The organism is Streptomyces sp. NPDC049813 (genome assembly GCF_044465085.1).
In the GTDB taxonomy this organism is placed as follows: domain Bacteria; phylum Actinomycetota; class Actinomycetes; order Streptomycetales; family Streptomycetaceae; genus Streptomyces.
Genome location: NZ_JBITLI010000024.1, coordinates 64731 through 89061, shown reverse-complemented (window position 1 = coordinate 89061; position 24331 = coordinate 64731). Strand labels below are relative to the sequence as shown.

The 24331-nt window shown below is 73.2% G+C and carries 19 protein-coding genes; 13 read left to right on the top strand and 6 right to left on the bottom strand.

Going from position 1 to position 24331, the window contains the following annotated elements; translation table 11 throughout:
* Window positions 1-172 precede the first annotated feature (172 nt).
* Window positions 173-1693, top strand: coding sequence for an aKG-HExxH-type peptide beta-hydroxylase (locus tag ACIBW6_RS33735; protein WP_399066528.1), 1521 nt, complete (start codon window positions 173-175; stop codon window positions 1691-1693).
* Window positions 1694-1738: 45 nt separating this feature from the next.
* Here the strand turns inward: ACIBW6_RS33735 and ACIBW6_RS33730 are convergent, their stop codons facing one another.
* From ACIBW6_RS33730 to ACIBW6_RS33720, 3 genes are all read right to left on the bottom strand, one after another.
* Window positions 1739-2464, bottom strand: a complete 726-nt coding sequence (locus ACIBW6_RS33730; protein WP_399066526.1) for a LuxR C-terminal-related transcriptional regulator — start codon at window positions 2462-2464, stop codon at window positions 1739-1741.
* 119 nt (window positions 2465-2583) lie between these two features.
* Window positions 2584-3291, bottom strand: a complete 708-nt coding sequence (locus ACIBW6_RS33725) for a glycerophosphodiester phosphodiesterase (protein WP_399066524.1) — start codon at window positions 3289-3291, stop codon at window positions 2584-2586.
* 24 nt (window positions 3292-3315) lie between these two features.
* Entirely contained in the window at window positions 3316-4341 is a 1026-nt protein-coding gene (locus tag ACIBW6_RS33720) for an adenosine deaminase (RefSeq protein WP_399066533.1), read from the bottom strand.
* Window positions 4342-4490: 149 nt separating this feature from the next.
* Between ACIBW6_RS33720 and ACIBW6_RS33715 the strand changes: the two genes are divergently transcribed.
* Window positions 4491-5225: a DUF4190 domain-containing protein gene (locus ACIBW6_RS33715; protein ID WP_399066522.1), complete on the top strand. Its 735-nt coding sequence runs from the start codon at window positions 4491-4493 to the stop codon at window positions 5223-5225.
* A 47-nt stretch (window positions 5226-5272) separates the two neighbouring features.
* Here ACIBW6_RS33715 and ACIBW6_RS33710 read toward each other — a convergent pair whose 3' ends face one another.
* Complete coding sequence (locus tag ACIBW6_RS33710) at window positions 5273-5821, bottom strand: NADAR family protein (RefSeq protein ID WP_399066520.1); 549 nt, start codon at window positions 5819-5821, stop codon at window positions 5273-5275.
* 216 nt (window positions 5822-6037) lie between these two features.
* Between ACIBW6_RS33710 and ACIBW6_RS33705 the strand changes: the two genes are divergently transcribed.
* From ACIBW6_RS33705 to ACIBW6_RS33670, 8 genes are all read left to right on the top strand, one after another.
* The gene (locus ACIBW6_RS33705) at window positions 6038-7594 is read left to right on the top strand and encodes a gamma-aminobutyraldehyde dehydrogenase (protein ID WP_399066518.1); all 1557 of its coding nucleotides are present in this window, start codon (window positions 6038-6040) and stop codon (window positions 7592-7594) included.
* 62 nt (window positions 7595-7656) lie between these two features.
* Window positions 7657-8916, top strand: a complete 1260-nt coding sequence (locus tag ACIBW6_RS33700; RefSeq protein WP_399066517.1) for a spermidine/putrescine ABC transporter substrate-binding protein — start codon at window positions 7657-7659, stop codon at window positions 8914-8916.
* Between the two features lie 50 nt (window positions 8917-8966).
* Entirely contained in the window at window positions 8967-10124 is a 1158-nt protein-coding gene (locus ACIBW6_RS33695) for an ABC transporter ATP-binding protein (RefSeq protein ID WP_399066515.1), read from the top strand.
* Window positions 10121-11044: an ABC transporter permease gene (locus ACIBW6_RS33690; RefSeq protein ID WP_399066513.1), complete on the top strand. Its 924-nt coding sequence runs from the start codon at window positions 10121-10123 to the stop codon at window positions 11042-11044. Before ACIBW6_RS33695 ends, ACIBW6_RS33690 begins: the two co-directional genes overlap by 4 nt.
* Window positions 11044-11835: an ABC transporter permease gene (locus ACIBW6_RS33685; protein WP_399066510.1), complete on the top strand. Its 792-nt coding sequence runs from the start codon at window positions 11044-11046 to the stop codon at window positions 11833-11835. Before ACIBW6_RS33690 ends, ACIBW6_RS33685 begins: the two co-directional genes overlap by 1 nt.
* 24 nt (window positions 11836-11859) lie before the next feature.
* On the top strand, window positions 11860-13296 hold the full coding sequence (locus ACIBW6_RS33680) for an NAD(P)/FAD-dependent oxidoreductase (protein ID WP_399066509.1): 1437 nt from the start codon (window positions 11860-11862) through the stop codon (window positions 13294-13296).
* A 116-nt stretch (window positions 13297-13412) separates the two neighbouring features.
* Window positions 13413-13892 (top strand): hypothetical protein, encoded by a 480-nt coding sequence (locus ACIBW6_RS33675; RefSeq protein ID WP_399066507.1) that lies wholly within the window; start codon window positions 13413-13415, stop codon window positions 13890-13892.
* Window positions 13893-14007: 115 nt separating this feature from the next.
* Window positions 14008-15843: a chitinase gene (locus ACIBW6_RS33670; RefSeq protein WP_399066506.1), complete on the top strand. Its 1836-nt coding sequence runs from the start codon at window positions 14008-14010 to the stop codon at window positions 15841-15843.
* On the opposite strand, the gene ACIBW6_RS33665 is transcribed toward ACIBW6_RS33670, so the two are convergent.
* Window positions 15797-16342 (bottom strand): phosphatase PAP2 family protein, encoded by a 546-nt coding sequence (locus ACIBW6_RS33665; protein WP_399066504.1) that lies wholly within the window; start codon window positions 16340-16342, stop codon window positions 15797-15799. The two genes, ACIBW6_RS33670 and ACIBW6_RS33665, sit on opposite strands and share 47 nt — an antisense overlap.
* Window positions 16343-16742: 400 nt before the next feature.
* Window positions 16743-18077, bottom strand: coding sequence for a 4-aminobutyrate--2-oxoglutarate transaminase (gabT, locus tag ACIBW6_RS33660; protein WP_399066501.1), 1335 nt, complete (start codon window positions 18075-18077; stop codon window positions 16743-16745).
* A 260-nt stretch (window positions 18078-18337) separates the two neighbouring features.
* Between gabT and ACIBW6_RS33655 the strand changes: the two genes are divergently transcribed.
* The 3 genes from ACIBW6_RS33655 (at window position 18338) to ACIBW6_RS33645 (ending at window position 24246) form a co-directional block, all read left to right on the top strand.
* Window positions 18338-20452, top strand: a complete 2115-nt coding sequence (locus ACIBW6_RS33655; protein WP_399066499.1) for an ATP-binding protein — start codon at window positions 18338-18340, stop codon at window positions 20450-20452.
* A gap of 182 nt (window positions 20453-20634) precedes the next feature.
* On the top strand, window positions 20635-22296 hold the full coding sequence (locus tag ACIBW6_RS33650; protein WP_399066497.1) for a PucR family transcriptional regulator: 1662 nt from the start codon (window positions 20635-20637) through the stop codon (window positions 22294-22296).
* 504 nt (window positions 22297-22800) lie between these two features.
* Window positions 22801-24246: an aldehyde dehydrogenase family protein gene (locus ACIBW6_RS33645; protein WP_399066495.1), complete on the top strand. Its 1446-nt coding sequence runs from the start codon at window positions 22801-22803 to the stop codon at window positions 24244-24246.
* Window positions 24247-24331 lie beyond the last annotated feature (85 nt).

Below are 24331 nucleotides of genomic sequence, written 5' to 3'. Positions count from 1 at the left end.
GCCCCCCCCCCCCCCCCCCCCCCCCCCCGCCCGGCGCCCCCGCGCCCGCCCCCCCCCCCCCGCCCCCCCCCCCCCCCCCCCCCCCCCCCCCCCCCCCCCCCCGGCCCGGTTCCGACCCCGCCTGGCCCCGCCCGGCGGCCCCCACGAAAACCGGCACAAGGGACGGTTCCTCATGCCCGCTTCCTCCTCCACCGGGCCCGTCGGCACCGTCGGGACCACCGACGCCGTGGCCCGCGCCGACGCCCTGCTCAGCGCCGACCGGCAGTTCGGCGACTCCGCCGCCATCGGCGAGCGCAACCTCGCGCGGTTCCGGCTGGGCCTGACCATGCTGGCGCGCCACGACGCCGAGGGCGCCGACGTGCTGCGGACGACGGCCGCGGGGCCCGACGAGCGACTGCGCCCGCTGTTGTACGACCCGGTGCTGCGCAACTGTTTCGAGGTGGACCTCGTGGAGCTGGAGCGGGGCCGGCTCGACCGCAGTTCGTTCGCCGTCCGCCTGGGCGACGGTGCGGCGCAGACACCACCCCCCACGGGCCCCTGCGAAGCACTCACCGATCCGCATCTGCGTGCCTGGCCGGAGCTCGGCGACACCTGGGTGCTGACGGAGCCGGCCCCGCGCGACGACGCGCAGAAGAAGCTGGGCGAGCGGCTCATGGCGCTGTACCGGGCCGCGCTGGGCAGCGGCGCGACGGCTCCGGTCCGCCCGACGGACGAGACCCTGGCGGGCCTGCGCGAGGGTGCGGCCCTCCTCGCGACGCTGATGCCGGCCTCGGGGGCCGGTGTGCTCGGGCATGTCACCGTGGTCGGCTTCACCCACCGGGAGAGCGAGGAGGGTCCCCTGCAGTCGATGTCCGGCGGCGACCCGCTCCCCTCGGCGGTGCTGCTGGCGCCCGAGCGCTGCGCCAGTCCGTGGCTCGCCGCCGAGAGCCTGCTCCACGAGGGCGCCCACCTCAAGCTCTTCGACGCCCTGCGGACGGGCTCCCTGGTCGCGAACCCCACTGAACGGGTCCCGATCCCGTGGCGGATCGGCTCGTGGACCCTCATCCGGGTCTTCGTCGCCCTGCATTTCTACGTCCATGTGCAGGTGTTCCGTGCGGCCGCGGCCACCGCCGACGAGACGGTGCGCGAGCGATTCGGAGCGCCTCCCACGGTCGAGGAGATCGACGAGCCCAGCCCCGGCACCCCCGCCGCGCGGGGCGGGACGTACCGGACCGCCGCCGAACGGGCCCGCTGCCTCGCGGAGTGTGTGCTGTCGCTGCCCGACGAGGCCCTGACCGAGAACGGGCGGCGGTTCGCCGGCTGGCTCCTCACCGCACTGCGGCTGGTGGACGCCGAGGCCCCGGAGTACCCGGCGCGGACCACCGCTGCGGCGACCGGACCCGAGGTGGCGGCCGTGCGCCTGCCGGAGACCCCCGTGGAGGGGGTCCTGGAGCGGGTCGCACCGGTCGACGCGTGCGCCCTCCCCGGCCTCGGACAGCTCATCGTCAGCACCGCCCGGTCGGCGCGCATGCACTGGCTGAACGCGCGCTCATGGACCGTCTACTCCCTGTGCGACGGACGCGCCCCCGGCTCGCTGCGCACGGCCTACGCCCGCGTGGTGGGCCTGCCGGCGGACTCCGCCGAGGTCGCCCGGCAGGTGGACGGGAGCCTGCGCCGGCTCCTGGCGGCAGGTCTCGTCACCCACAGCGGGTGATGTCCGGGCCCCGTCGCTCCGTCTACGTGTCCGTCAGCCCGGCATCTATGTGTCCGTCAGCCCGGCATCCGTCCCCGCGCCCACATCCGTGCCGGGGCTGTTGGTCTGCAGGCCGGCCAACTGCGCCGCGACCATGGCCTCCTGCCGGCTCGCCACCTGGATCTTCGGCAGAATGACCGAGACGTAGTTGCGCACGGTCTTCTCCGATATGAACAACTCCTGAGCTATCCGGCGATTTCCGTAACCGAAGGAGACCAACCGGAGCACTTCCCGTTCCCGGTCCGTGAGCACCGGGAACGGGAGCGCGTCACGGAATTCCGAGGCCAGGCTCGTCAGCAGGGCGGAGAAGGCGCCGCCGCCCCGCGGCCCCACTATGACGTACCCCCGGGCAACGGCCCGCACGGTACGCAGCAGATCCGTCGTCTCCGTGTTCTTGAGCAGGTATCCCGTGCCTCCCGCCATCAGCGTGGTCAACAGCAACTTGTCGTCGTCGTGTTCAGGGGAGACCGCGGCGATCAGCCGGGCTTGCGGGTACTGCCGGCGTAACTGCTCCAGCAGCTCGATCCCCGCGCGACCGGGCGGGTCGAGGTCGACGATGACCACGTCCGGCCTCTGCTCGTGCACCACCCACGCGCCCTCACGCGCATCCCGCGTTTCCGCGGCGACGGTCATCCCTCCGCTTTCCAGAGCGGAGCGCAGACCGTTCAGGATCAGGGGAATGCCTTCTACGACCACCACGCGAATGCCGGAATCCCGCAACGTGTCGCCCACTCTGCCCCACTCTTCGCGCCATGACGGCGTGCCGCATGCGCAACAGGCTCCGCACGCTGCTTGCTCGTCCTTCACCCCGCAGAGTAGAACTCCGCCCGTCCGTCACCGGCCCGTCCCGGTCACACCTTCCCGGACCTCCCGGGCCCGCGCAGCGCCGTCAGCACGTCGACGCGGTTCGTCGTGATCGAGTCCACGCCCGCCGCGAGCAGCCTGCGCATCGCGCGGCGGGTGTCCGGGGTCCAGGCGGAGACCAGGCAGCCGTCGCGGTGGACGCGGGCCGTCAGCTCCCGGTCGAGCAGCGGGAAGCGGTAGTTGAGCCAGCGCGGGCGGACCGCCGCCAGCAGGGCGGGGCGCGGCGGGGCCAGCGTCGTCCAGGTCAGCGCGATTTCGGCGGCCGGGTCCGCGGCCCGCACCAGGAGCATCGCCCGGGCCCCCGCGCAGTAGTAGACGCGCTCCTCGGCGCCGCACTCCCGGACGGTGCCGACGACCGTGCGCACCGTCCGCGCGTCGGCGCCCGGCAGATCGACCATGACGCGGCCGCCGGCGGGTCCCCCGGACGCGGCGAGCGCGTCGGCGAGCGTGGGCACGCCGCCCGCCGTCAGCCCGCGCACCTCCTGCGCGCAGAGCGCGGACAGCGGGCGGTCGTGTCCCCACAGCCGCTTCAGCGTCGCGTCGTGCAGGAGGACGGGGACCCCGTCGCGGGTCAGTCGGACGTCGATCTCCACCGCGTCCGCGCCCTGGTCCAGCGCGGAGCGCAGGGACGGCAGGGTGTTCTCGCGGACGCGGTACGGGTCGCCCCGGTGGGCCACGGCAGTCAGGGTGCGCATGGCCCCATTGTGGGCCGGGCGGGCTCAGGCGCCGGCGAGCCAGCCGTCCGTGTACATGTCGATCTCCGCGGCGATCCTGGCCTTGCCCGGCGCGTCGAGGAAGGAGGCGTGCACCGCGTTCTTCGCCAGCTCGGCCAGGCTTCGCTCGTCCAGCGACAGGAGGCGGGCGGCCACCGCGTACTCGGTGTTGAGGTCGGTGGAGAACATCGGCGGGTCGTCGGAGTTGATGGTGACGGTCACGCCCGCCTCCACGAACTGCCGCAGCGGGTGCTCGTCGAGCGTGGCGACCGCGCGCGTCGCGATGTTCGACGTCGGGCAGACCTCCAGCGGGATGCCGCGCTCGGCGAGGTGCGCGAGCAGCTTCGGGTCCTGCGCGCTGGACGTGCCGTGGCCGATGCGCTCGGCGCCCAGGTAGGTCAGGGCGTCCCACACCGTGCCGGGCCCGGTCGTCTCGCCCGCGTGCGGCACGGAGTGCAGGCCCGCGGCGAGCGCCCGGTCGAAGTAGGGCTTGAACTGCGGCCGGGGCACGCCGATCTCGGGCCCTCCGAGGCCGAACGAGACCAGCCCCTCCGGGCGCAGCGCGTCGTCCGTCGCCAGGCGCACCGTCTCCTCGGCCGACTCCAGGCCCGCCTCGCCGGGGATGTCGAAGCACCAGCGCAGCACCGTGCCGAACTCCGACTCGGCGGCCTTGCGGGCGTCCTCGATCGCGTCCATGAAGGCGCGGGCGTCGATGCCGCGCCGGGTGGAGGAGAAGGGGGTGAGGGTCAGCTCGGCGTAGCGCACGTTCTGCCGGGCCATGTCGCGGGCCACCTCGTAGGTGAGCAGCCGTACGTCCTCCGGGGTGCGGATCAGGTCCACCACGGACAGGTACACGGTGATGAAGTGCGCGAAGTCCCGGAAGGTGAAGAAGTCGGCGAGGGCCTCGGGGTCCGTGGGCACGGCGGAGTCGGGGTGCCGGGCGGCGAGCGCCGAGACGATCCTGGGCGAGGCGGAGCCCACGTGGTGCACGTGGAGTTCGGCTTTCGGCAGTCCGGCGATGAAGGCCTGCATGCGCTGGCTCACGGATTCCTCCCCAGGAACTCGGGTGATCGGCTGATCGGGGTACCCGGGCATCGTATGCGGGCCCGCCCGGGCGGCGGTCCGGCCGGTCCGGGTGACCCGTAGCATGACGGGACCGACGAACCGAGGGGGCGCTTCACATGGCAGGCGGCACCACACCACAGGGGAACGACCCCTGGGCCGCGCCGCAGGACGCGGCGGCCCGGCAGCCTCAGGGGCCCGAGGCCCGCGGCCTGCACGAGAGCCAGACGGTGACGGCGATGCCGGCCACCAAGGCACCCCAGGTGCCGCCCCCGTCCCCGGCGCCGCCCCAGCCACCGCACGCGGCCCAGGCGGCGCAGGCACCCCAGGCTCCGCAGAGCCCGTACGCCCAGCCGCCGCAGGCTCCGTACGGGCAGCCGGCGCAGGGTGGTCACGCCCCGCAGCCGCCCCAGCCGCAGTCGCCGTACGCGCCGCCGCACGCCCAGCAGGGCGGTGGCCCGGTGCCGCCCCCGCCGGTCTCGCCCGCGGGCCCCGGCCTTCCGGCCTACGGCAGCTACCAGGCCGCCCCGCCGTACGCCCACCCTGGGCAGCCCGCCCCGTACGGGGTCCCGCCGCAGTACGGCTGGCCGGGCGGGATGCCGCCGCAGCCGAGCAACGGGCTCGGGGTCACCGGCATGGTGACCGGCATCGTCTCCGCCGTGCTCTGCCTGATGTGGCCGCTCGCCATCATCCTCGGCATCCTGGGCATCGTCTTCGGCGTGATCGGCCGCGGCAAGGCCAAGCGCGGCGAGGCCGCCAATCCGGGGCAGGCCCTGACGGGGATCATCTGCGGCTCGTTCGGCCTGGTCGTCGGGCTCGGCTTCCTCGGCCTGCTGATCGGCTTCAACGCCTGACCCCGAACCGGGGAACCCCGGCGGGGTGACGGCCGGGCCCGCCTGCGTCAGCGCAGCCGGGCCCGGGCGGCCATCAGCGCGAACCCCAGCAGGTTCGGTCCTCGCCACTGCGCGGGGGAGTGCGCCGCCGGGTCGTCCGCGGCGAGCCCGATGCCCCAGATCCGGTCCAGCGGGCTCGCCTCGACCAGCACCCGCTCGCCCGTGCCGAGCAGGAACGACCGCAGGCCCGGATCGGCGGCGAACTTGTGGACGCTGCCCTCGACGACGATCCGGAACCGCTCGCGCCGCCACACCGCGTCGTCGAAGCCCCGCACCAGTCGCCCCGCGTCCTTCGCCTGCGCGGGGTGGCCCGCCGCCAGCACCGCGCGCTCGGCCTCCCCGTCGGCGAACAGCCGGGCCTTCGCCGCCATCATCCAGTGCTCAGCCGTCGCGTACTCCACGCCCGCCACGGTGAACGGCGACGGCCACCACTGACTCAGGCAGCTCGCGCCCAGCACCCCGTCCGTGCGCGGAGCGTGCCCCCAGAAGTGCAGATACTTCACGCGCGCCCCCGCAGCGAGGGCCGCGACCAGCGATTCCCTGCTGTCGATCTCCATGCACGCGAGTCTGGCACGCACCACGGACACTCCGTCCTGGGTTTTTCAGGGTGACTCGACACCTGGTCGACAGATTCCGTCGCGTAACCAAAAGGCAACAACGGAATCACTTGTTGGCGTACCAGCCCTCTGTCAGGATCGGCACTCAAATCGAGCTGGAGCCACGTCGGGGGCCCGGGACGGGTCGCCGACGCAGGAGAGCGAGAGCGAGCACTCATGCACCACCCCACCCCGGACCACCCCCTCCAGGCCGCGGCCGTCGCCGATGCGGCGCGCGAGCGCTTCGCCGACGGGACGAACTTCGTCGGCGGACGTCCGGCCCGGGGCACCTCGGGCCGCACCCACACCGTCGTCGACCCGGCCACCGGCGCGGACGTGCTCCGGTACGAGCTGGCGGGCCCGGACGACGTGGACGCCGCCGTCGCCGCCGCCCGCGCCGCCTTCCCCGGCTGGTCGGGCGCGACCCCGGGCGAACGCTCCGACGCGCTGCACCGGTTCGCCGGGGTGCTGGCCGAGCGCGCCGAGGAGTTCGCGCGCCTCGAATCGCTCCAGTGCGGCAAGCCGCTCAAGCTGAGCCGCGAGTTCGACGTCCCCGGGACCGTCGACAACACCGCGTTCTTCGCGGGCGCCGCCCGCCATCTACAGGGCCAGTCGGCCGGCGAGTACAGCGGCGACCACACCTCCTACGTGCGGCGCGAGGCCATCGGCGTCGTCGGCTCCATCGCCCCCTGGAACTACCCGCTCCAGATGGCCGCGTGGAAGGTGCTGCCGGCCGTCGCCGCCGGGAACACCATCGTCCTCAAGCCCGCCGAGCTGACCCCGTTCACCTCGCTGCTCTTCGCGCGGGCCGCGACCGAGGCCGGCATCCCCGACGGCGTCGTCAACGTCGTCACGGGCGCGGGCCGGGACGCCGGCGAGCACCTCGTCGGCCACCCCGACGTCGCCATGACCTCCTTCACCGGCTCCACCGGCGTCGGCAAGCGCGTCGCCGAGATCGCCACCACCACCGTCAAGCGGCTCCACCTGGAGCTCGGCGGCAAGGCCCCCTTCGTCGTCTTCGACGACGCCGACCTGGAGGCCGCGGTGCACGGCGCCGTCGCGGGCGCCCTCATCAACACCGGGCAGGACTGCACCGCGGCCACGCGCGCGTACGTGCAGCGCCCGCTCTACGACGCCTTCGTCTCCGGTGTCGCGGACCTGATGGCGACGGTGCGCCTCGGCGACCCGTTCGCCGACGGCACCGACCTGGGGCCGCTCATCTCGCACGCGCAGCGCGACCGCGTCGCGGGCTTCGTCGAGCGGGCGCGCGGCTACGCGCGCGTGGTCACCGGCGGCGAGGCCCCCGGCGGCGACCTCGCCCGCGGCGCCTACTACCGGCCCACCCTCATCGCCGACGCCGCGCAGGACAGCGAGGCCGTGCAGTCCGAGATCTTCGGCCCCGTCCTGGTGGTGCTGCCCTTCGACAGCGACGACGAGGGCATCCGGCTCGCCAACGACACCCCCTACGGGCTCGCCGCCTCCGCCTGGACCCGGGACGTGTTCCGCGCGAACCGCGCCACCCGTGCCATCCGGGCGGGGTGCGTGTGGATCAACGACCACATCCCGATCCTCAGCGAGATGCCGCACGGCGGATATAAGGCATCCGGCTTCGGCAAGGACATGTCCGCCTACTCCTTCGAGGAGTACACGCAGGTCAAGCACGTCATGTTCGACAACACGGCGACCGCGAGGAAGGACTGGCACCGCACGGTCTTCGGGGACCGCCGACCGTGAACCGACCTCCCGCACGAGCCCGGCACCGGGCTCCGAGGGCCTCCCGAAAGGGCACCACGCGCATGGAGCAGTACGAGTCCGACCGCCTGTCCCCAGCCCAAGTGGCCGCTGTCCGGCGGAGCATGACCACCAGCAGGACCCGGGCGGCCCTCTCCCGCCGGTCCCTGATCCGCGGGTCGGCGCTGGGCGCGCTCGCCGTCGGCGGGGCCGGGACGCTGAGCGCCTGCGGCATCCCGGCCGCGAGCAAGTCCGGGGGCGGGATCTCGTCCGAGGACCACTCGGCGAAGGAGAAGGAGATCTCCTTCTCCAACTGGACCGAGTACATCGACATGAGCGACGACGAGAAGCACCGGCCGAGCCTGGAGGCGTTCACGAAGCGCACCGGGATCAAGGTCAAGTACACCGAGGACATCAACGACAACGTCGAGTTCTTCGGCAAGATCAAACCGCAGCTCGCGGCGGGCCAGGACACCGGCCGCGACATCCTCGTGCTCACCGACTGGCTCGCCGCCCGCCTCATCCGCTACGGCTGGGTGCAGAAGCTCGACCCGGCCCACCTGCCGCACGCCTACACCAACCTGGCAGGCCAGTTCCGCAACCCCGACTGGGACCCGGGCCGCGCCTACTCCTACCCCTGGCAGGGCATCGCGACGGTCATCGCCTACAACACGAAGGCCACCGGCGGCCGGAAGATCACCTCCGTCTCCCAGCTGCTCGACGACCCGAAGCTCAAGGGCAAGGTCGGCCTGCTCTCCGAGATGCGCGACACCGTGGGGATGACCCTGCTCGACCTGGGCAAGGACCCGCGCGACTTCACGGCGGACGACTTCGACGCCGCGATCGCACGGCTGCAGAAGGCCGTCGACAAGAGCCAGGTCCGCCGCTTCACCGGCAACGACTACATAGCCGACCTGAGCAAGGGAGACCTGGCGGCCTGCCTCGCCTGGGCCGGTGACGTGGTGCAGCTCCAGGCGGACAACCCGCACGTGGAGTTCGCGATCCCGGACGCCGGATACATCTCGTCGACCGACAACATGCTGGTGCCGAACAAGGCCAGGCACAAGACGAACGCCGAGAAGCTCATGGACCACTACTACGAGCCCGCCGTCGGCGCCCAGCTGGCCGCCTGGATCAACTACGTCACGCCGCTCGACGCCGCCGTCGTCAAGCCGGAACTCCTCAAGATCGACAAGGACGTCGCGAACGACCCGCTCATCGTCCCCGACAAGGCGATGTCGGCCAAGGCGCACAGCTTCCGCTCGCTCACCGCGAAGGAAGAGACGTCGTTCGAGGAGAAGTTCGCCCGGCTGTCCGGCGGCTGAGCCGGCCCCCGCCCGTACCCGCCCCCGCCCCCAGACTCCTTGGACACACCATGACGACCGACCACGGCGGCGACGTCCGTCTCACCGGGATCAGCAAGACGTACGACAACGGGTTCACCGCCGTCCGGCCGCTGGACCTCACCGTCCCGCAGGGCTCCTTCTTCGCGCTGCTCGGCGCCTCCGGCTGCGGCAAGACGACCACCCTGCGCATGATCGCGGGTCTTGAGGACCCGACCACAGGAACGGTTCACCTCGGCGACCAGGACGTCACCGCGCTGCCGCCCCACAAGCGGCCGGTGAACACCGTCTTCCAGTCCTACGCCCTCTTCCCGCACCTCGACATCTTCGAGAACGTCGCCTTCGGCCTGCGCCGGCGCGGCATCAAGTCGGTGAAGAAGCAGGTCGAGGAGATGCTCGACCTGGTCCAGCTCGGCGAGCACATCCGTAAGAAGCCGCAGCAGCTCTCCGGCGGCCAGCAGCAGCGCGTCGCCGTGGCCCGCGCCCTCATCAACCACCCCAAGGTGCTCCTGCTCGACGAGCCGCTCGGCGCCCTCGACCTCAAGCTGCGCCGCCAGATGCAGCTGGAGCTCAAGCGGATCCAGACCGAGGTCGGCATCACCTTCGTCCACGTCACGCACGACCAGGAGGAGGCCATGACCATGGCCGACACCGTCGCCGTGATGAACCGCGGCCGCGTCGAGCAGCTCGGCGCCCCCACCGACCTGTACGAGAACCCCTCCTCCACCTTCGTCGCCAACTTCCTCGGCACCTCGAACTTCATCACCGCCGAGATCGCCGGGCGCGCCGGTGACGACCTGACGCTGAAGGCGGGCGGCGGCACACTGGTCCTGCCCGCCGCGCGCTGTTCCGCCGCCACGGCCACCGGCGGCAAGGTGCTGGTGGGCGTGCGCCCCGAGAAGATCTCCCTCACCCACGCCGACGACGCGGCAGGCGTGCCCGACGGCCGCAACCGCATCACCGGCCGCATCGCGGACTCCAGCTTCATCGGCGTCTCCACGCAGTACGTCGTCGACAGCCCGCTCTGCGACGCCTTCGAGGTCTACGCCCAGAACATCGAGCGCGACGCCCGGCTCGTGCCCGGCGCCGAGGTCGTCCTGCACTGGAACCCCGCGCACACCTTCGGGCTCGACGCGGGACAGGACGCCGGAGCGGGCGTGGAGAAGGTCGCGGAGGACACGGCGGCATGAGCACCCTCACCGAAGCGCCCCCCGAGGCGCCCACCGACACCCCGCGCAGGCCCCGGCGGCGCGGCCGTCTCGTCCCGTACTGGCTGCTGCTGCCCGGCATCCTGTGGCTGGTGGTCTTCTTCGCCCTGCCGATGGTCTACCAGGCCTCCACCTCCGTCCAGGAGGGGTCACTGGAGGACGGCTTCAAGGTCACCTGGCACTTCGCCACCTACTGGGACGCGCTCGGCGACTACTACCCGCAGTTCCTGCGCTCCGTGCTGTACGCGGGCTGCGCCACGGCGCTGTGCCTGCTGCTCGGCTACCCGCTGGCCTACCTCATCGCCTTCCGCGCGGGCCGCTGGCGCAACGTCGTGCTGGTCCTGGTCATCGCGCCGTTCTTCACCAGCTTCCTGATCCGCACGCTCGCCTGGAAGACGATCCTCGCCGACGGCGGCCCGGTCGTCGGCGCCCTCAACACCCTGCACCTGCTCGACGTCACGACCTGGCTCGGGATGACCGAGGGCGACCGGGTGCTGGCCACCCCGCTCGCCGTGGTGTGCGGCCTGACCTACAACTTCCTGCCCTTCATGATCCTGCCGCTGTACACGTCCCTGGAGCGCATCGACGGCCGGCTGCACGAAGCCGCGGGCGACCTCTACGCCTCACCCGCCACCACCTTCCGCAAGGTGACCTTCCCGCTCTCGATGCCCGGCGTCGTCTCCGGCACCCTGCTCACCTTCATCCCCGCGGCGGGCGACTACGTCAACGCGGACCTGCTCGGCTCCACCGACACCCGCATGGTCGGCAACGTCATCCAGACGCAGTTCCTGCGCATCCTCGACTATCCGACCGCGGCGGCGCTCTCCTTCATCCTCATGGCGGCCATCCTCCTCATGGTCACCTTCTACATTCGCCGGGCCGGAACGGAGGATCTCGTCTGATGCGCTGGCTCCGGAAGAATCTCGTGGTGATAGCGGGCCTGATCACGCTCGCCTATCTGCTGCTGCCGAACGTCATTGTCACGGTCTTCTCCTTCAACAAACCCAAAGGCCGCTTCAACTACGAATGGCAGCAGTTCTCGCTGGACGCCTGGAAGAACCCCTGCGGCGTCGCCGACATGTGCGGCTCGCTCTCGATCAGCCTGCAGATCGCGGTGTGGGCGACGCTCGGCGCGACCGTCCTCGGCACGATGATCGCCTTCGCGCTCGTGCGCTACCGGTTCCGGGCGCGCGGCGCGGTCAACTCGCTGATCTTCCTGCCCATGGCCATGCCGGAGGTCGTGATGGCGGCCTCGCTGCTCACGCTCTTCCTCAACATGGGCGCCCAGCTGGGGTTCTGGACGATCCTCATCGCCCACATCATGTTCTGCCTCAGCTTCGTGGTGACGGCCGTGAAGGCGCGCGTCATGTCGATGGACCCGCGCCTGGAGCAGGCCGCGCAGGACCTCTACGCGGGCCCCGTGCAGACCTTCCTGCGGGTGACGCTGCCGATCGCGGCGCCCGGCATCGCGGCGGGCGCGCTGCTCGCCTTCGCGCTCTCCTTCGACGATTTCATCATCACGAACTTCAACGCGGGCTCCACCGTCACCTTCCCCATGTTCGTCTGGGGTTCGGCGCAGCGCGGGACGCCCGTACAGATCAATGTCATCGGCACGGCGATGTTCCTCGTCGCCGTGGTGTGCGTGCTGGCCGGAATGATGGTCGGCAAGCGGAAGAACAAGGCAGTTTCCTAGAGCGTTTTCGAGGGAGTTGGAATCATGGCCGCTGGCGCCATGAATCGTGTGGACCGTGGGCACCGCTGGACCGCGTCGCTCGCCGACGCCAAGCCCGTCCCGTACTGGCTGGACGACCCCGGCAGGCCCGGGGCGCTGCCCGCCCTCACCGGCGACGAGCGGTGCGACCTGCTGGTCGTCGGTGGCGGGTACAGCGGCCTGTGGACGGCGCTGCTCGCCAAGGAGCGGGACCCCGGCCGGGACGTCGTCCTGGTCGAGGCCAAGGAGATCGGCTGGGCCGCCTCCGGGCGCAACGGCGGCTTCTGCGCCGCCTCCCTCACCCACGGCACGGCCAACGGGCTCGCCCGCTGGCCGGCCGAGATCAAGAAGCTGGAGGAGCTGGGCGCCGCCAACCTCGACGCCATCGAGGCCGCCGTCGCCCGCTACGGCATCGACTGCGACTTCGAGCGCACCGGCGAACTGGACGTGGCGACACAGCCGCATCAGGTGAGCGAACTGCGCGACTTCTACGCCGAGTTGGACGAGGCGGGGCTGGCCGGCGGTCTTGAGCTGCTCGACGCCGGGCAGGTGCGCGAGCAGGTCGCGTCCCCGACCTTCCTCGGCGCCCTGTACGACCGCGACGGCGTCGCCCTGCTCCACCCGGCCAAGCTCGCGTGGGGCCTGCGCCGGGCCTGCCTGGACCTCGGCGTGCGGATCTACGAGCACACCCCGGCCACCCGCCTCGCCTCCCACAGCACCGGCGTGGCGGTCCGCACCCCCTACGGCCGGGTCTTCGCCCGGCACGCGGCCCTCGGCACGAACGTCTTCCCGTCCCTGGTCAAGCGAGTGCGTTCGTACACGGTGCCGGTCTACGACTACGCGCTGATGACCGAGCCGCTCACCGCCGCCCAGCTGGAGTCCATCGGCTGGAAGAACCGCCAGGGGCTCGGCGACGCGGCCAACCAGTTCCACTACTTCCGCCTGTCCGCGGACAACAGGATCCTGTGGGGCGGCTACGACGCGATCTACCCCTACGGCGGCCGCGTGCGCGAGGAGCACGACCACCGGCCCGAGACGTACGCGCGGCTCGCCGGCCACTTCTTCACCTGCTTCCCGCAGCTGGAGGGGGTGCGCTTCACGCACGCGTGGGGCGGCGCGATCGACACCTGCTCGCGCTTCTCGGCGTTCTTCGGCACCGCCCACGGCGGCCGGGTCGCCTACGCCGCCGGGTACACCGGCCTGGGCGTCGGCGCGACCCGCTTCGGCGCGGACGTGATGCTCGACCTGCTCTCCGGCGAGCGCACGGACCGTACCGAACTGGAGATGGTCCGCACGAAGCCGCTGCCCTTCCCGCCGGAGCCGTTCGCGTACACCGGCATCGCCCTCACCAAGTGGTCGCTGGCCCGCGCCGACGACAACGGCGGGCGCCGCAACCTGTGGCTGCGGGCGATGGACACCCTGGGCCTCGGCTTCGACAGCTGACGCGGGCCGCGCGGACCGGCGCGCGAAGAAGCCGCCCGAACCCGCGTAACGCCCGGCCCCGCGGCCGCTCTCCCTCGTGACACATCCGCGTCGCAGTGCACAGGGAGGTCCGGATCATGACGGGCTCGGAGATTGGGTCGGCGGTCGAGTGGCTCGTGGCGGTGGCGCCGGACCCGGCGGCGTGCCGCCGCGAGTGGCGGCACGATCCGCTCGCGGTGGCGCTGCTGCCCGCGGGGAAGAAGTGGGACGTGCTGGTCCTGCCGGGGGATCTCGGCCACCCCACGCTCGACGTCCTGCACCGCGTCGTCGGCCGCCCGGGCCCGGTCCTGGCCGGTTTCGGCGACGCCCGCATCGGCTTCTTCGTGCCCCCGGGCACGGTCTCCCGCTGGCTCGGCACGGGCGTGCGCGGCGCGGGGCTCGGCACCTGGATCGTGGTGCCCCGCCCCGGGCGCGCGGCCGGCGGGGTGCGCTGGCTGGTGGAGCCGGACGGCTCCGGCACGCTCACCGATCCGGGGCTGCTGGAGCTCGCGATGCACGAGGCCGCCGCCCAACTGGCACGCGGAGCTGGGGAGGAGCGGGGGAGCAGGGGCTGCTGAAAGCCTTGACAACCGAATTGGTCTGGACCAAGTTGGGCGCACTTCCCCGTGCGCCCGTGCGACCCCGTCGGGCGCACTCCCCGTGCCCCTTCCCCCGCCCCGTCCGGAGGCACCCATGGACCGACCCAGACCCCGGCCCCGTATCGGCGGCCGGCTGCTCACCGCGCTCACGGCCGCCGCGCTCGCCGCGACCGGCCTCACCGCCCTCGCCGCGCCGACCGCCGGCGCGGCCGACGCCGACCTGGCGAAGAACGGCGGCTTCGAGTCGTCGCTGACCGGCTGGACCTGCTCGGCGAACAGCGGCGCGACGGTCACCTCACCGGTGCACGGCGGCGCGGCGTCCCTGCGCGCCACGCCGAACGCGTCCGACAACGCCCAGTGCTCCCAGACCGTCACCGTGAAGCCGGACTCCGCCTACACCCTCTCGGGTTACGTCCGCGGCTCCTACGTCTACCTCGGCGCGAGCGGCACCGGCACCACCGACGTGTCGACCTGGACCGCGTCCGCCCCCGACTGGCAGCTGCTGACCACGACCTTCCGCACCGGGCCCGCCACCACCAAGGTCACGATCTACACCCACGGCTGGTACGGCACGCCCGCCTACAACGCCGACGACATCACCCTGCTCGGCCCCGGCACCGAGGCCCCCGTCCCGCCGACGGCGCCCACCGGCCTGCGGACCGGCTCCACCACCGCCACCAGCGTCGCCCTCTCCTGGACCGCGGTCCCGGGCGCCACGAGCTACGCGCTCTACACGAACGGCACCAGGTCCCGCACGGTGACCGGCACCTCGGCGACCCTGACCGGCCTGACGCCCGCCACCGCGTACAGCCTCCAGGTCACCGCGCTCAACGACGCGGGCGAGTCCGCGAAGTCGGCGGCGGTCACCGCCACCACGGCCCAGGGCACCGGCAACCCGGGCGGGGGCTCCGGTGACCTGCCCGCGCACGCGCTCGTCGGCTACCTGCACGCCAGCTTCGCCAACGGCGCCGGCTACACCCGCCTCGCCGACGTCCCCGACAGCTGGGACGTCATCGACCTCGCCTTCGGCGAGCCGACCTCGGTGACCTCGGGCGACATCCGCTTCAACCGCTGCCCGGTCACCGAGTGCCCGAACGTCGAGTCGGACGCCGACTTCAAGGCCGCGATCAAGGCCAAGCAGGCCGCGGGCAAGAAGGTGCTGATCTCGATCGGCGGCCAGAACGGCCAGGTCCAGCTGACCACGACGGCCGCCCGCGACGCCTTCGTCACCTCGGTCTCGAAGATCATCGACACCTACGGCCTCGACGGCCTGGACATCGACTTCGAGGGCCACTCCCTCTCCCTGAACACCGGCGACACGGACTTCAGGAACCCGACCACGCCGGTCATCGTCAACCTGATCTCGGCGCTGAAGACCCTGAAGGCCAAGTACGGCGAGAAGTTCGTCCTGACCATGGCCCCGGAGACCTTCTTCGTCCAGAACGGCTACCAGTTCTACGGCTCCGGCAAGTGGGGCGGCCAGGACCCGCGCTGCGGCGCGTACCTCCCGGTCATCCACGCCCTGCGCGACGACCTGACGCTGCTGCACGTCCAGGACTACAACTCCGGCCCGATCATGGGCCTCGACAACCAGTACCACTCCATGGGCGGCGCCGACTTCCACATCGCGATGACCGACATGCTCCTCACGGGCTTCCCGGTCGCGGGCGACGCGGCCAACGTCTTCCCGCCGCTGCGCCCGGACCAGGTCGCGATCGGCATGCCGGCTTCCGTGAACGCGGGCAACGGTTACGTCGCCCCGGCCGAGACGGTCAAGGCGCTCAACTGCCTCACCAAGAAGACCGACTGCGGCTCCTACACCACCCACGGCACCTGGCCGGCCCTGCGCGGCCTGATGACGTGGTCGGTGAACTGGGACCGGTTCAACGCCTGGGAGTTCCAGAAGAACTTCGACGCCTACTTCGGCTGATCGCCCAGGCGGCGGCGGTCAGCAGCAGGACCGCCAGGCACCAGCTGCCGACCACGTCCACCGGCCAGTGATACCCCTGGCGGACCAGACCGAGGCCCACGGCCGCGTTCACCACGACGCAGCCGTGGGCCGTCGCACGTGTACGGAACACCGCCCGCAGCAGCAGGACGCACAGGCCGTAGGCGACCGCCGCCGTCGCCGTGTGGCCGGACGGGAAGAAACCGGTCGCCGGGGCCATCGGCGGCGGTCCGGGCCGGGCGAGACCGGCCTGGAGCGGCACGACCAGGGCCGGCACCAGCGCCATCGTGACCAGCGCCACCAGGGCCGGGAACCACTGCCGGGTGCGCCAGGTGACGTAGGCGAGGGTGAGCGCGAGGACCGGCAGCGCCACCGACATGTTCCCCAGGTCGGCGAAGAACTCGGCGGGTCCCGCGGGGAGCGCGCTCGTGCGGGTCGCGTCGCCGAGGCGCTCGTCGGGGGCCAGGAGCGGACCGTCCACCGCGACCTGCCAGGTGAGCCCGGCGAACAGGAGAAGGGCGAGGCCCGCGAGAAGCGCGGGAAAAATGGTCGGCCGGCCCGGAACAGGGGGGGTAGTTCCGGGCCGGCCGAACGGACCGGCGTGCCGCGCGCCCCGGGGGGTGTGGGGCGGGCGGCCGTCCGATCGGTGAGGAGTTCCGGAGCCGGAAGCTCCGGGTGTGTGCGCGAGGGCACGACCAGGGCGGGGCTGGGGAGGCTCCGACCCGGCATCGCCCACAGTCCCCTGTGGGCGGGGTGTTTCTCTCATCTGCAGGAACCGTACGGCAGCGGCCCGGGGGCGCGACAGCGGCTTGGCCAACCTGCCATCGGGCCCCCACACCTTCTTCACATGGCCCGACCGTCGCGGCCCTCGGGCGGCGGGGTCAGAGCGCGGCGAACGCGTTCTCGATGATGTCCAGGCCCTCGTTCAGGAGGTCCTGGCCGATCACCAGCGGGGGCAGGAAGCGCAGCACGTTGCCGTAGGTGCCGCAGGTCAGGACGAGCAGCCCCTCGGCGTGGCAGGCCTTGGCGAGGGCGGCGGTCGCCTCCGGGTGCGGCTCCTTGGTCGTGCGGTCCTTCACCAGCTCGATGGCGATCATGCCGCCGCGGCCGCGCACGTCGCCGATGACGGAGAACTTCTCCGCCATGGCCGACAGGCGGGCCTTCATCGTCCGCTCGATCTCCTGCGCGCGGGCGTTGAGGTCGAGCTCCTTCATCGTCTCGATGGCGCCGAGCGCACCGGCGCAGGCCACCGGGTTGCCGCCGTAGGTGCCGCCGAGGCCTCCCGCGTGCGCGGCGTCCATGATCTCGGCCCGGCCGGTCACGGCGGCCAGCGGAAGGCCGCCCGCGATGCCCTTGGCGGTCGTGATCAGGTCGGGCACGATGCCCTCGTCCTCGCACGCGAACCACTGGCCGGTGCGGCAGAAGCCGGACTGGATCTCGTCCGCGACGAAGACGATGCCGTGGTCCGCGGCGAACTGGCGCACCGCCGGCAGGAAGCCCTTGGCCGGCTCGATGAAGCCGCCCTCGCCGAGCACCGGCTCGATGATGATCGCGGCGACGTTCTCCGCGCCGACCTGCTTGGTGATCTCGTCGATCGCCTGGGCGGCCGCCTCCGGACCGGCGTTCTCCGCGCCGGTCGGCCAGCGGTAGCCGTACGCCACCGGCACCCGGTACACCTCGGGGGCGAACGGGCCGAAGCCCTGCTTGTACGGCATGTTCTTCGAGGTCAGCGCCATCGTCAGGTTCGTACGGCCGTGGTAGCCGTGGTCGAAGACGATGACCGCCTGGCGCTTGGTGTACGCACGGGCGATCTTGACCGCGTTCTCCACGGCCTCGGCGCCCGAGTTGAACAGCGCCGACTTCTTGGCGTGGTCGCCCGGCGTCAGCTCGGCCAGCGCCTCGGCGACCTCGACGTACCCCTCGTACGGCGTGACCATGAAGCAGGTGTGGGTGAAGTCCTGGAGCTGGGCGGAGGCCCGGCGCACGACCGCCTCGGCGCTCGCGCCGACCGAGGTCACCGCGATGCCGGAGCCGAAGTCGATCAGACGGTTGCCGTCGACGTCCTCGATGATGCCGCGGTCCACCCGGGCGGTGAAGACCGGCAGCGTGGAGCCCACACCGGCCGCGACCGACGCGAGGCGGCGGGCCTGCAGCTCCTGCGACTTCGGGCCGGGGATGGCGGTGACGACGCGGCGCTCCTGCGGGATGTCGCTCATGCGGGGCTCCTGGTTCAGATTTCCGGTCTCGCCGGGTGGATCGGGGGATGTTCTCGCAGGTTAGGTGCGCCCGCCGGGGCCGGTCATGCTCCATTCGGGTGGGGTCGGACGGGCGGGTTGTCCGGGATGGACAGCCGTGCCCGGCGGCACGCGGCGGACACCGCGCCACGTCAGCAGTGGACTCCCTGGACACGGGCACTAGATTGAGCCCGGATCTACGTGCTGGGTGACGGACGGACCGCCAGGTCAGGGGGAAGGCCATGAGCAGCGAGGGCATGCAGGGCACGGGCGGTTTCGCCGGGGAGCGCGGGCTGCCCCCCGGCGGGGCGGTGCCGCCGCCGCGCCCCGCCCACGCGCCCGGCGAGCAGAGCGGCTCCGCGGGCAGCGCGTTCCTGACCTGGCTGCGCACGCCCCGGCCCGCCGCCGCGCCCGGCGTCTGGCGGTTCGGACACCGGCCCCGGGCGGCCCAGGAGCCCGAGCGCACCCCGACCCGGCAGCTGCTCAGCGGGGCGCTCATCGCGTTCCTCGTCGGCTGGCTCGTCTGGTCGCTGCTGTGGAACGGCTACCTGGGCGGCTGGTGGCTGCTGCCGCTGTACGCGATGGTCCCGGACTCCTGGGCCTCACCGCACTCGGTCGCCTCCGTCGTCGTGGTCTACCTCTACTACGCGATCTTCGCGGTCGGCATCGCGGTCGCCGTCGGCCGGCTCGGCCGCTGGGGCGAGGTCTGGCGCCGCTTCGGCTACCCCGCCTGGCGCACCGCCGCCCCCGCAGGACCCGAGCGGGCCCCCGCGCCGGACGCCGACCCCGCCCAGTGGCCCCAGCTGCGCGAGGCGGGCGCCGTCGACGCCGCCGAGCGGCTCGGCGCCGACGCCCGCGCGGGGCTGATGCGCGACGTCGACCACGCCCGCATCGCCCGCGCCTGGCAGGGCGTCCGGCGCGGCCGGCACAGCCTCGCCTCGTTCACCGCCGCCGTCGCCCAGGACGGCGCCGCCGCCTGCCCGCACCCCTCGGGCACCCGCGACCTGCCCGCCCGCGCCGCCCGCCACGACCTCGCCACCGCCCAGGTCAGGATCGGCACCGCCGCCGACGACGACCGCAACCCCTACGCCTACCGCGGCGTCGGCCTCGCCCTCGGCCCCGACCTGGTCGGCACCTCGCTGCTGGCCGTCGGCCCGCCCGGCGCGGGCAAGACGAGCGGCGTCGTGTGGCCGCTGGCGGAGTCGCTCTGCCTGGGCGCGCTCGCCGGACGGGCCGCCGTGGTCGTGGTGGGAGCGGCGGGCGCGGGGCTCGGCTCGCCCGACACCTACGACGTCGTCGTCGGCGTCGGCCGGCCCGACTCCGTCTACGACCTCGACCTCTACGGCGGCAGCACCGACCCGGACGAGGCCGCGGCCGTCCTCGCAGAGGCGCTCGTCGGCGACCTCACCGACCCGCACCCCGGCGGCGACAGCCGGCGCTCCACGACCGTCCTCGGTCAGCTCCTCGGCCCCTACTTCACCGTCCACGGCCGCTTCCCCTCCGTGCCCGAGCTGCGCCGCCTCCTCGACGGTTCACCGGCGGCGCTCGGCGCCCTGCGCACCGCGCTCACCGAAGCGGGCCACGAGGCGATGCTGCGCGAACTCGACGCCCGCGAACGCCAGCTGGGGCACCCCGGCGACGTCGGCGCGGTGCTCGCCGACCGGATCGCCCTGCTCGACCGGCCCGCCTTCGCCGCGTTCTTCGACACCTCCGGCGCCACCCGGCCCTTCTCGCTGCGCGCCCTCGACCACCCGGTCCGGGTCCGCGTCGACCTGCCCGAGCGCGGCCACGCCGACGCCTCGCGCATCCTGGCGCGGCTCGTGCTCGCGCAGTTCATGACGAGCGTCGCCGTCCGCGAGGACCGCTCGCTCTTCGCCTGCCTGATCCTGGACGACGCCACCGGGGTCGTCACGCCGCAGGCCGTCCGCGGCCTCCAGCGGCTGCGCTCGGCCAACGCGGGCGCCGTGCTGACCCTGCGCACCCTCGACGACGTGCCCCGCCCGCTGCGCGGACCGCTGCTCGGCTCCGTCGGCTGCCGGATGGCGCTGTCCGGGCTCACCCCCTGGGACGGGCAGGACTTCGCCGAGGTGTGGGGCAAGGAGTGGACCGAGGCCCGCGACGTCACCGACCGGCAGATCATCGCCGAGACCCCCGCGGGCAAGGCCCTGCACGCCGTGCGCCGGGTGATCACCGGGCGCGCGCCGACCGCCCGCGCGGTCACCGTCCGCCAGGTCGAGCGCGAACGCTGGTCCGCCTCCGACCTGGCGCACGCCGTGCCGCCCGGCCACGCCGTGCTCTCGCTCACCACCGTGCGCGGGGAGCACGCGCCGCCGCTCCTGGTGCGGCTGCGGAGCTGACCCGGCGCGCACGGACCAGCACGGACCTGCACGGACCTGAAGGTGCGCTGAGAATCGCCGGGGGTGGCCGCCCGCAGTACGTACGGTGAGGCAGAATCGGCACTGGTCGTTCATACGGACCGGCCAAAAGCTTCACACTTTCGGTCCCCCCCACGTACTTCCGCTCACCCGAAGGCCGCCCCATGCCGCCCACGCTCGCCTCGCTCGTCCACCATTCGGCACTGAAACTCACCGTGCGGGCGGGCGAGGACCATCTGGACACCCCCGTCCGCTGGGCCCACGTGAGCGAACTCGCCGACCCCGTCCCCTACATGGAGGGCGGCGAACTGCTCCTGATCACCGCCCTCAAGCTGGACGCCGAGGACGCCGAGGCGATGCGCCGCTACGTGCGGCGGCTCTGCGCCGCGGGCGTGGTCGGCCTCGGCTTCGCGGTCGGCGTCAACTACGACGCCGTACCGGAGGCACTCGTGCGGGCGGCCCGGGAGGAACGGCTGCCGCTGCTCGAAGTGCCGCCCCGCACCCCGTTCCTCGCCATCAGCAAGGCGGTCTCCGCGGCCATCGCCGCCGACCAGTACCGGGCCGTCACCTCCGGCTTCGCCGCGCAGCGCGAGCTGACGAAGCAGGCGCTGAACGAGGGGCCCGAGGGGATCCTCGCCGTGCTCGCCGGGCAGGTGAACGGCTGGGCCGCGCTGTACGACGCCTCGGGCGCCGTCGTCGCCACCGCGCCCGAGTGGGCGGGCCGCCGGGCCGCCCGGCTCACCGCCGACGTCGAACGGCTGCGGGAGCGGCCCGCCCCGGCCAGCGCGGTCGTCGCGGGCGACGGCGACGACCGCGTCGAACTGCACTCCATCGGCACGGGCCGCCGGGCCCGCGCCGCGCTCGCCGTCGGCACGGCGGCCACCCTCGGCACCGCCGAGCGGTACGCGCTGCACTCCGCGATCGCCCTGCTGACGCTCACCACCGAACGGTCGCGGGCGCTGTACGCCGCCGAGCAGCGGATCGGCGCGGCGGTGCTGCGGATGCTGCTGGCGGGCGAGCCCGACCACGCCCGGGCCGTCGCCGGCGATCTGTACGGGGCGCTGCTGGACGCGCCGTTCCGGATGGTGGCGGCGGAGGCCGTGGCGCCGCCGCCCTCCGGGGTCGCGCCGGCGGCCGGCACGTCGGCCGGGATCACGGCGGGCACCGGGACGTCCTTGCTGCTCGCGGAGGCGGTGACCGGGGCGGGGGGCGCCGCCGGTGACCCGCTGACCGTCCTCGCGGACGTCGTCGAGTCCGCCGCCGCGCGGGCCGGGGAGGCGGTGCTCGTCGTCCCGGACGGGGAGCGCGCGGTGCTGCTCGTCGTCGACGGGGGAGCGGCCGCGGAGGCGTGCGTGCAGTACGCCGAGGTGCTGGAGGCGACCCGTGCGGAGGGCTCCGCCGGGGACGAGCTGGTCATCGGGTTCTCCGCGCCGTCCGGGCCGATCGCCGCGGCGACCGCGTTCCGCCAGGCCGAGCAGGCGCTGTCCGTCGCGCGGCGGCGCGGGCGGGTGCTGGTGGAGCACGAGGACGTCGCCGCGGGGTCGATCCTGCCGTTGCTCGGGGACGACGCGGTGCGGGCGTTCGCGGACGGGTTGCTGCGGGCCCTGCGGGAGCACGACGCGACCGGGCGGGGGGACCTGGTCGCCTCGCTGCGGGCGTGGTTGTCGCGGCACGGGCAGTGGGATGCCGCTGCCGCGGATCTGGGGGTGCATCGGCATACGTTGCGGTACCGGATGCGGCGGGTCGAGGAGATCCTGGGCCGCTCCCTCGACGACCCCGACGTCCGCATGGAGCTGTGGCTCGCCCTGAAGACGACCGGCGTCTAGGGACCTGTCTCCGTCTGCGGGCCCGGTGGGGGCTGGTCGCGCAGTTCCCCGCGCCCCCAAAGGCGCACTGCGTGCGCCCCCGTTTGTCTGTACGTCCGGTGGGGGCTGGTCGCGCAGTTCCCCGCGCCCCTGAAGGCATGCGGCTTCGCCGCAGCCTCATGGGCCCGATGAGATGGCGCACGCAGTGCGCATCTCAGGGGCGCGGGGAACTGCGCGAGAAGCCCCACCGGGCCCGCGGACGAGACGGGGGCGCACGCAGTGCGTCTTTTGGGGGCGCGGGGAACTGCGCGAGAAGCCCCCACCGGCCGGTGGACGAACGACGGCCGCAAAGGGCCAGGCGCCGCCGCGCCTGCACGAGGCGGGCCGGGCCAGAACCCCGCCTAAGCGGCGAAGAGACGGGCCCGCCCACTCCACCCCGGCCAAGACGAAGCACCCCCCGACCCCCCTAAGGTCACAGCAGAGCAAGCGCAAGCGCCACGTCATCGAAAGGCCGGTAGAAGAACCATGACCGCCACCCACCCCTTCTGGCTCGCCGGCCGCCAGGCCACCGGGGACGTCACCTTCGACGTCACCAACCCCTACGACGGCCGCCTCGTCGGCACCGTCAGCACCCCGACCGAGGCCCAGGTCGAGGAGGCCGTGGCGGCCGCCCACGCGGTCCGCGACGAGTTCGCGGCGACCCCGGCCCACGTACGGGCCACGGCACTGAACCACGTGGCGGCCCGCCTCGCCGAGCGCACCGAGGAGATCGCCCGCCTGATCTCCGCCGAGAACGGCAAGCCGATCAAGTGGGCCCGCGGCGAGGTCGGCCGCGCGGTCAGCGTCTTCCGGTTCGCCGCCGAGGAGGCCCGCCGCTGGAACAGCGGCGACGCCCAGCGGCTCGACACCGACCAGGGCGGCACCGGCCGCCTCGCCCTGACCCGCCGCGTCCCCAAGGGCGTCGTCCTCGGCATCGCGCCGTTCAACTTCCCGCTGAACCTGAGCGCCCACAAGGTCGCCCCGGCCCTCGCGGTCGGCGCCCCGATCATCCTCAAGCCGGCCCCCGCGACCCCACTGTCCTCCCTCGTCCTCGGCGAACTGCTCGCCGAGACGGAGCTGCCGGCCGGCTCCTGGTCGGTCCTCACCGTCCCGAACGAGCGGATGCCCGCCCTCGTCCAGGACGAGCGCCTGCCCGTCATCTCCTTCACCGGCTCCGGCCCCGTCGGCTACGCGATCATGGACAGCGTGCCCCGCAAGCACTGCACCCTGGAGCTCGGCGGCAACGGCGCGGCGGTCGTCCTCGCCGACTACGCCTCCGAGGCGGACCTGGACTGGGCGGCGGGCCGCATCGCCACCTTCTCCAACTACCAGGGCGGCCAGTCCTGCATCTCGGTGCAGCGCGTCATCGCCGACGCCGCCGTCTACGACCGGCTGCTCCCGAAGATCGTCGCGGCCGTCGAGGCCCAGGTCACCGGCGACCCCGCCGACGACGCCACCGACGTGGGCCCGCTGGTCAGCGAGGACGCCGCCAAGCGCGTGGCGGCATGGGTGACCGAGGCCGTCGACGCCGGCGCCACCCTCCTCACGGGCGGCGAGCGGGACGGCGCGACCTACGCGCCGACCGTCCTCACCGACGTGCCGGCCGACGCCACGCTCTCCTGCGAGGAGGTCTTCGGACCGGTCCTGACCGTGAAGAAGGTCGACGGGGAGGACGCGGCCTTCGCCGCCGTCAACGACTCCAAGTACGGCCTCCAGGCCGGGGTCTTCACCCACGACCTGCAGACGGCGTTCCGCGCCCACCGCGCCCTGGAGGTCGGCGGCGTCGTCATCGGCGACGCGCCGTCCTACCGCGCCGACCAGATGCCCTACGGCGGTGCCAAGCAGTCCGGCGTCGGCCGCGAGGGCGTGCGCTACGCCATGGACGACTACACCTACGAGCGCGTCCTGGTGCTGACGGGCCTCGCCCTGTGACCGCGGGCCGCGCCCGCTGAGGACCGGCGGCGGCCGGAGCCCGCTGTGCGGGGGCTCCGGCCGCCGCCGCGCGCGTCCGGGGCCG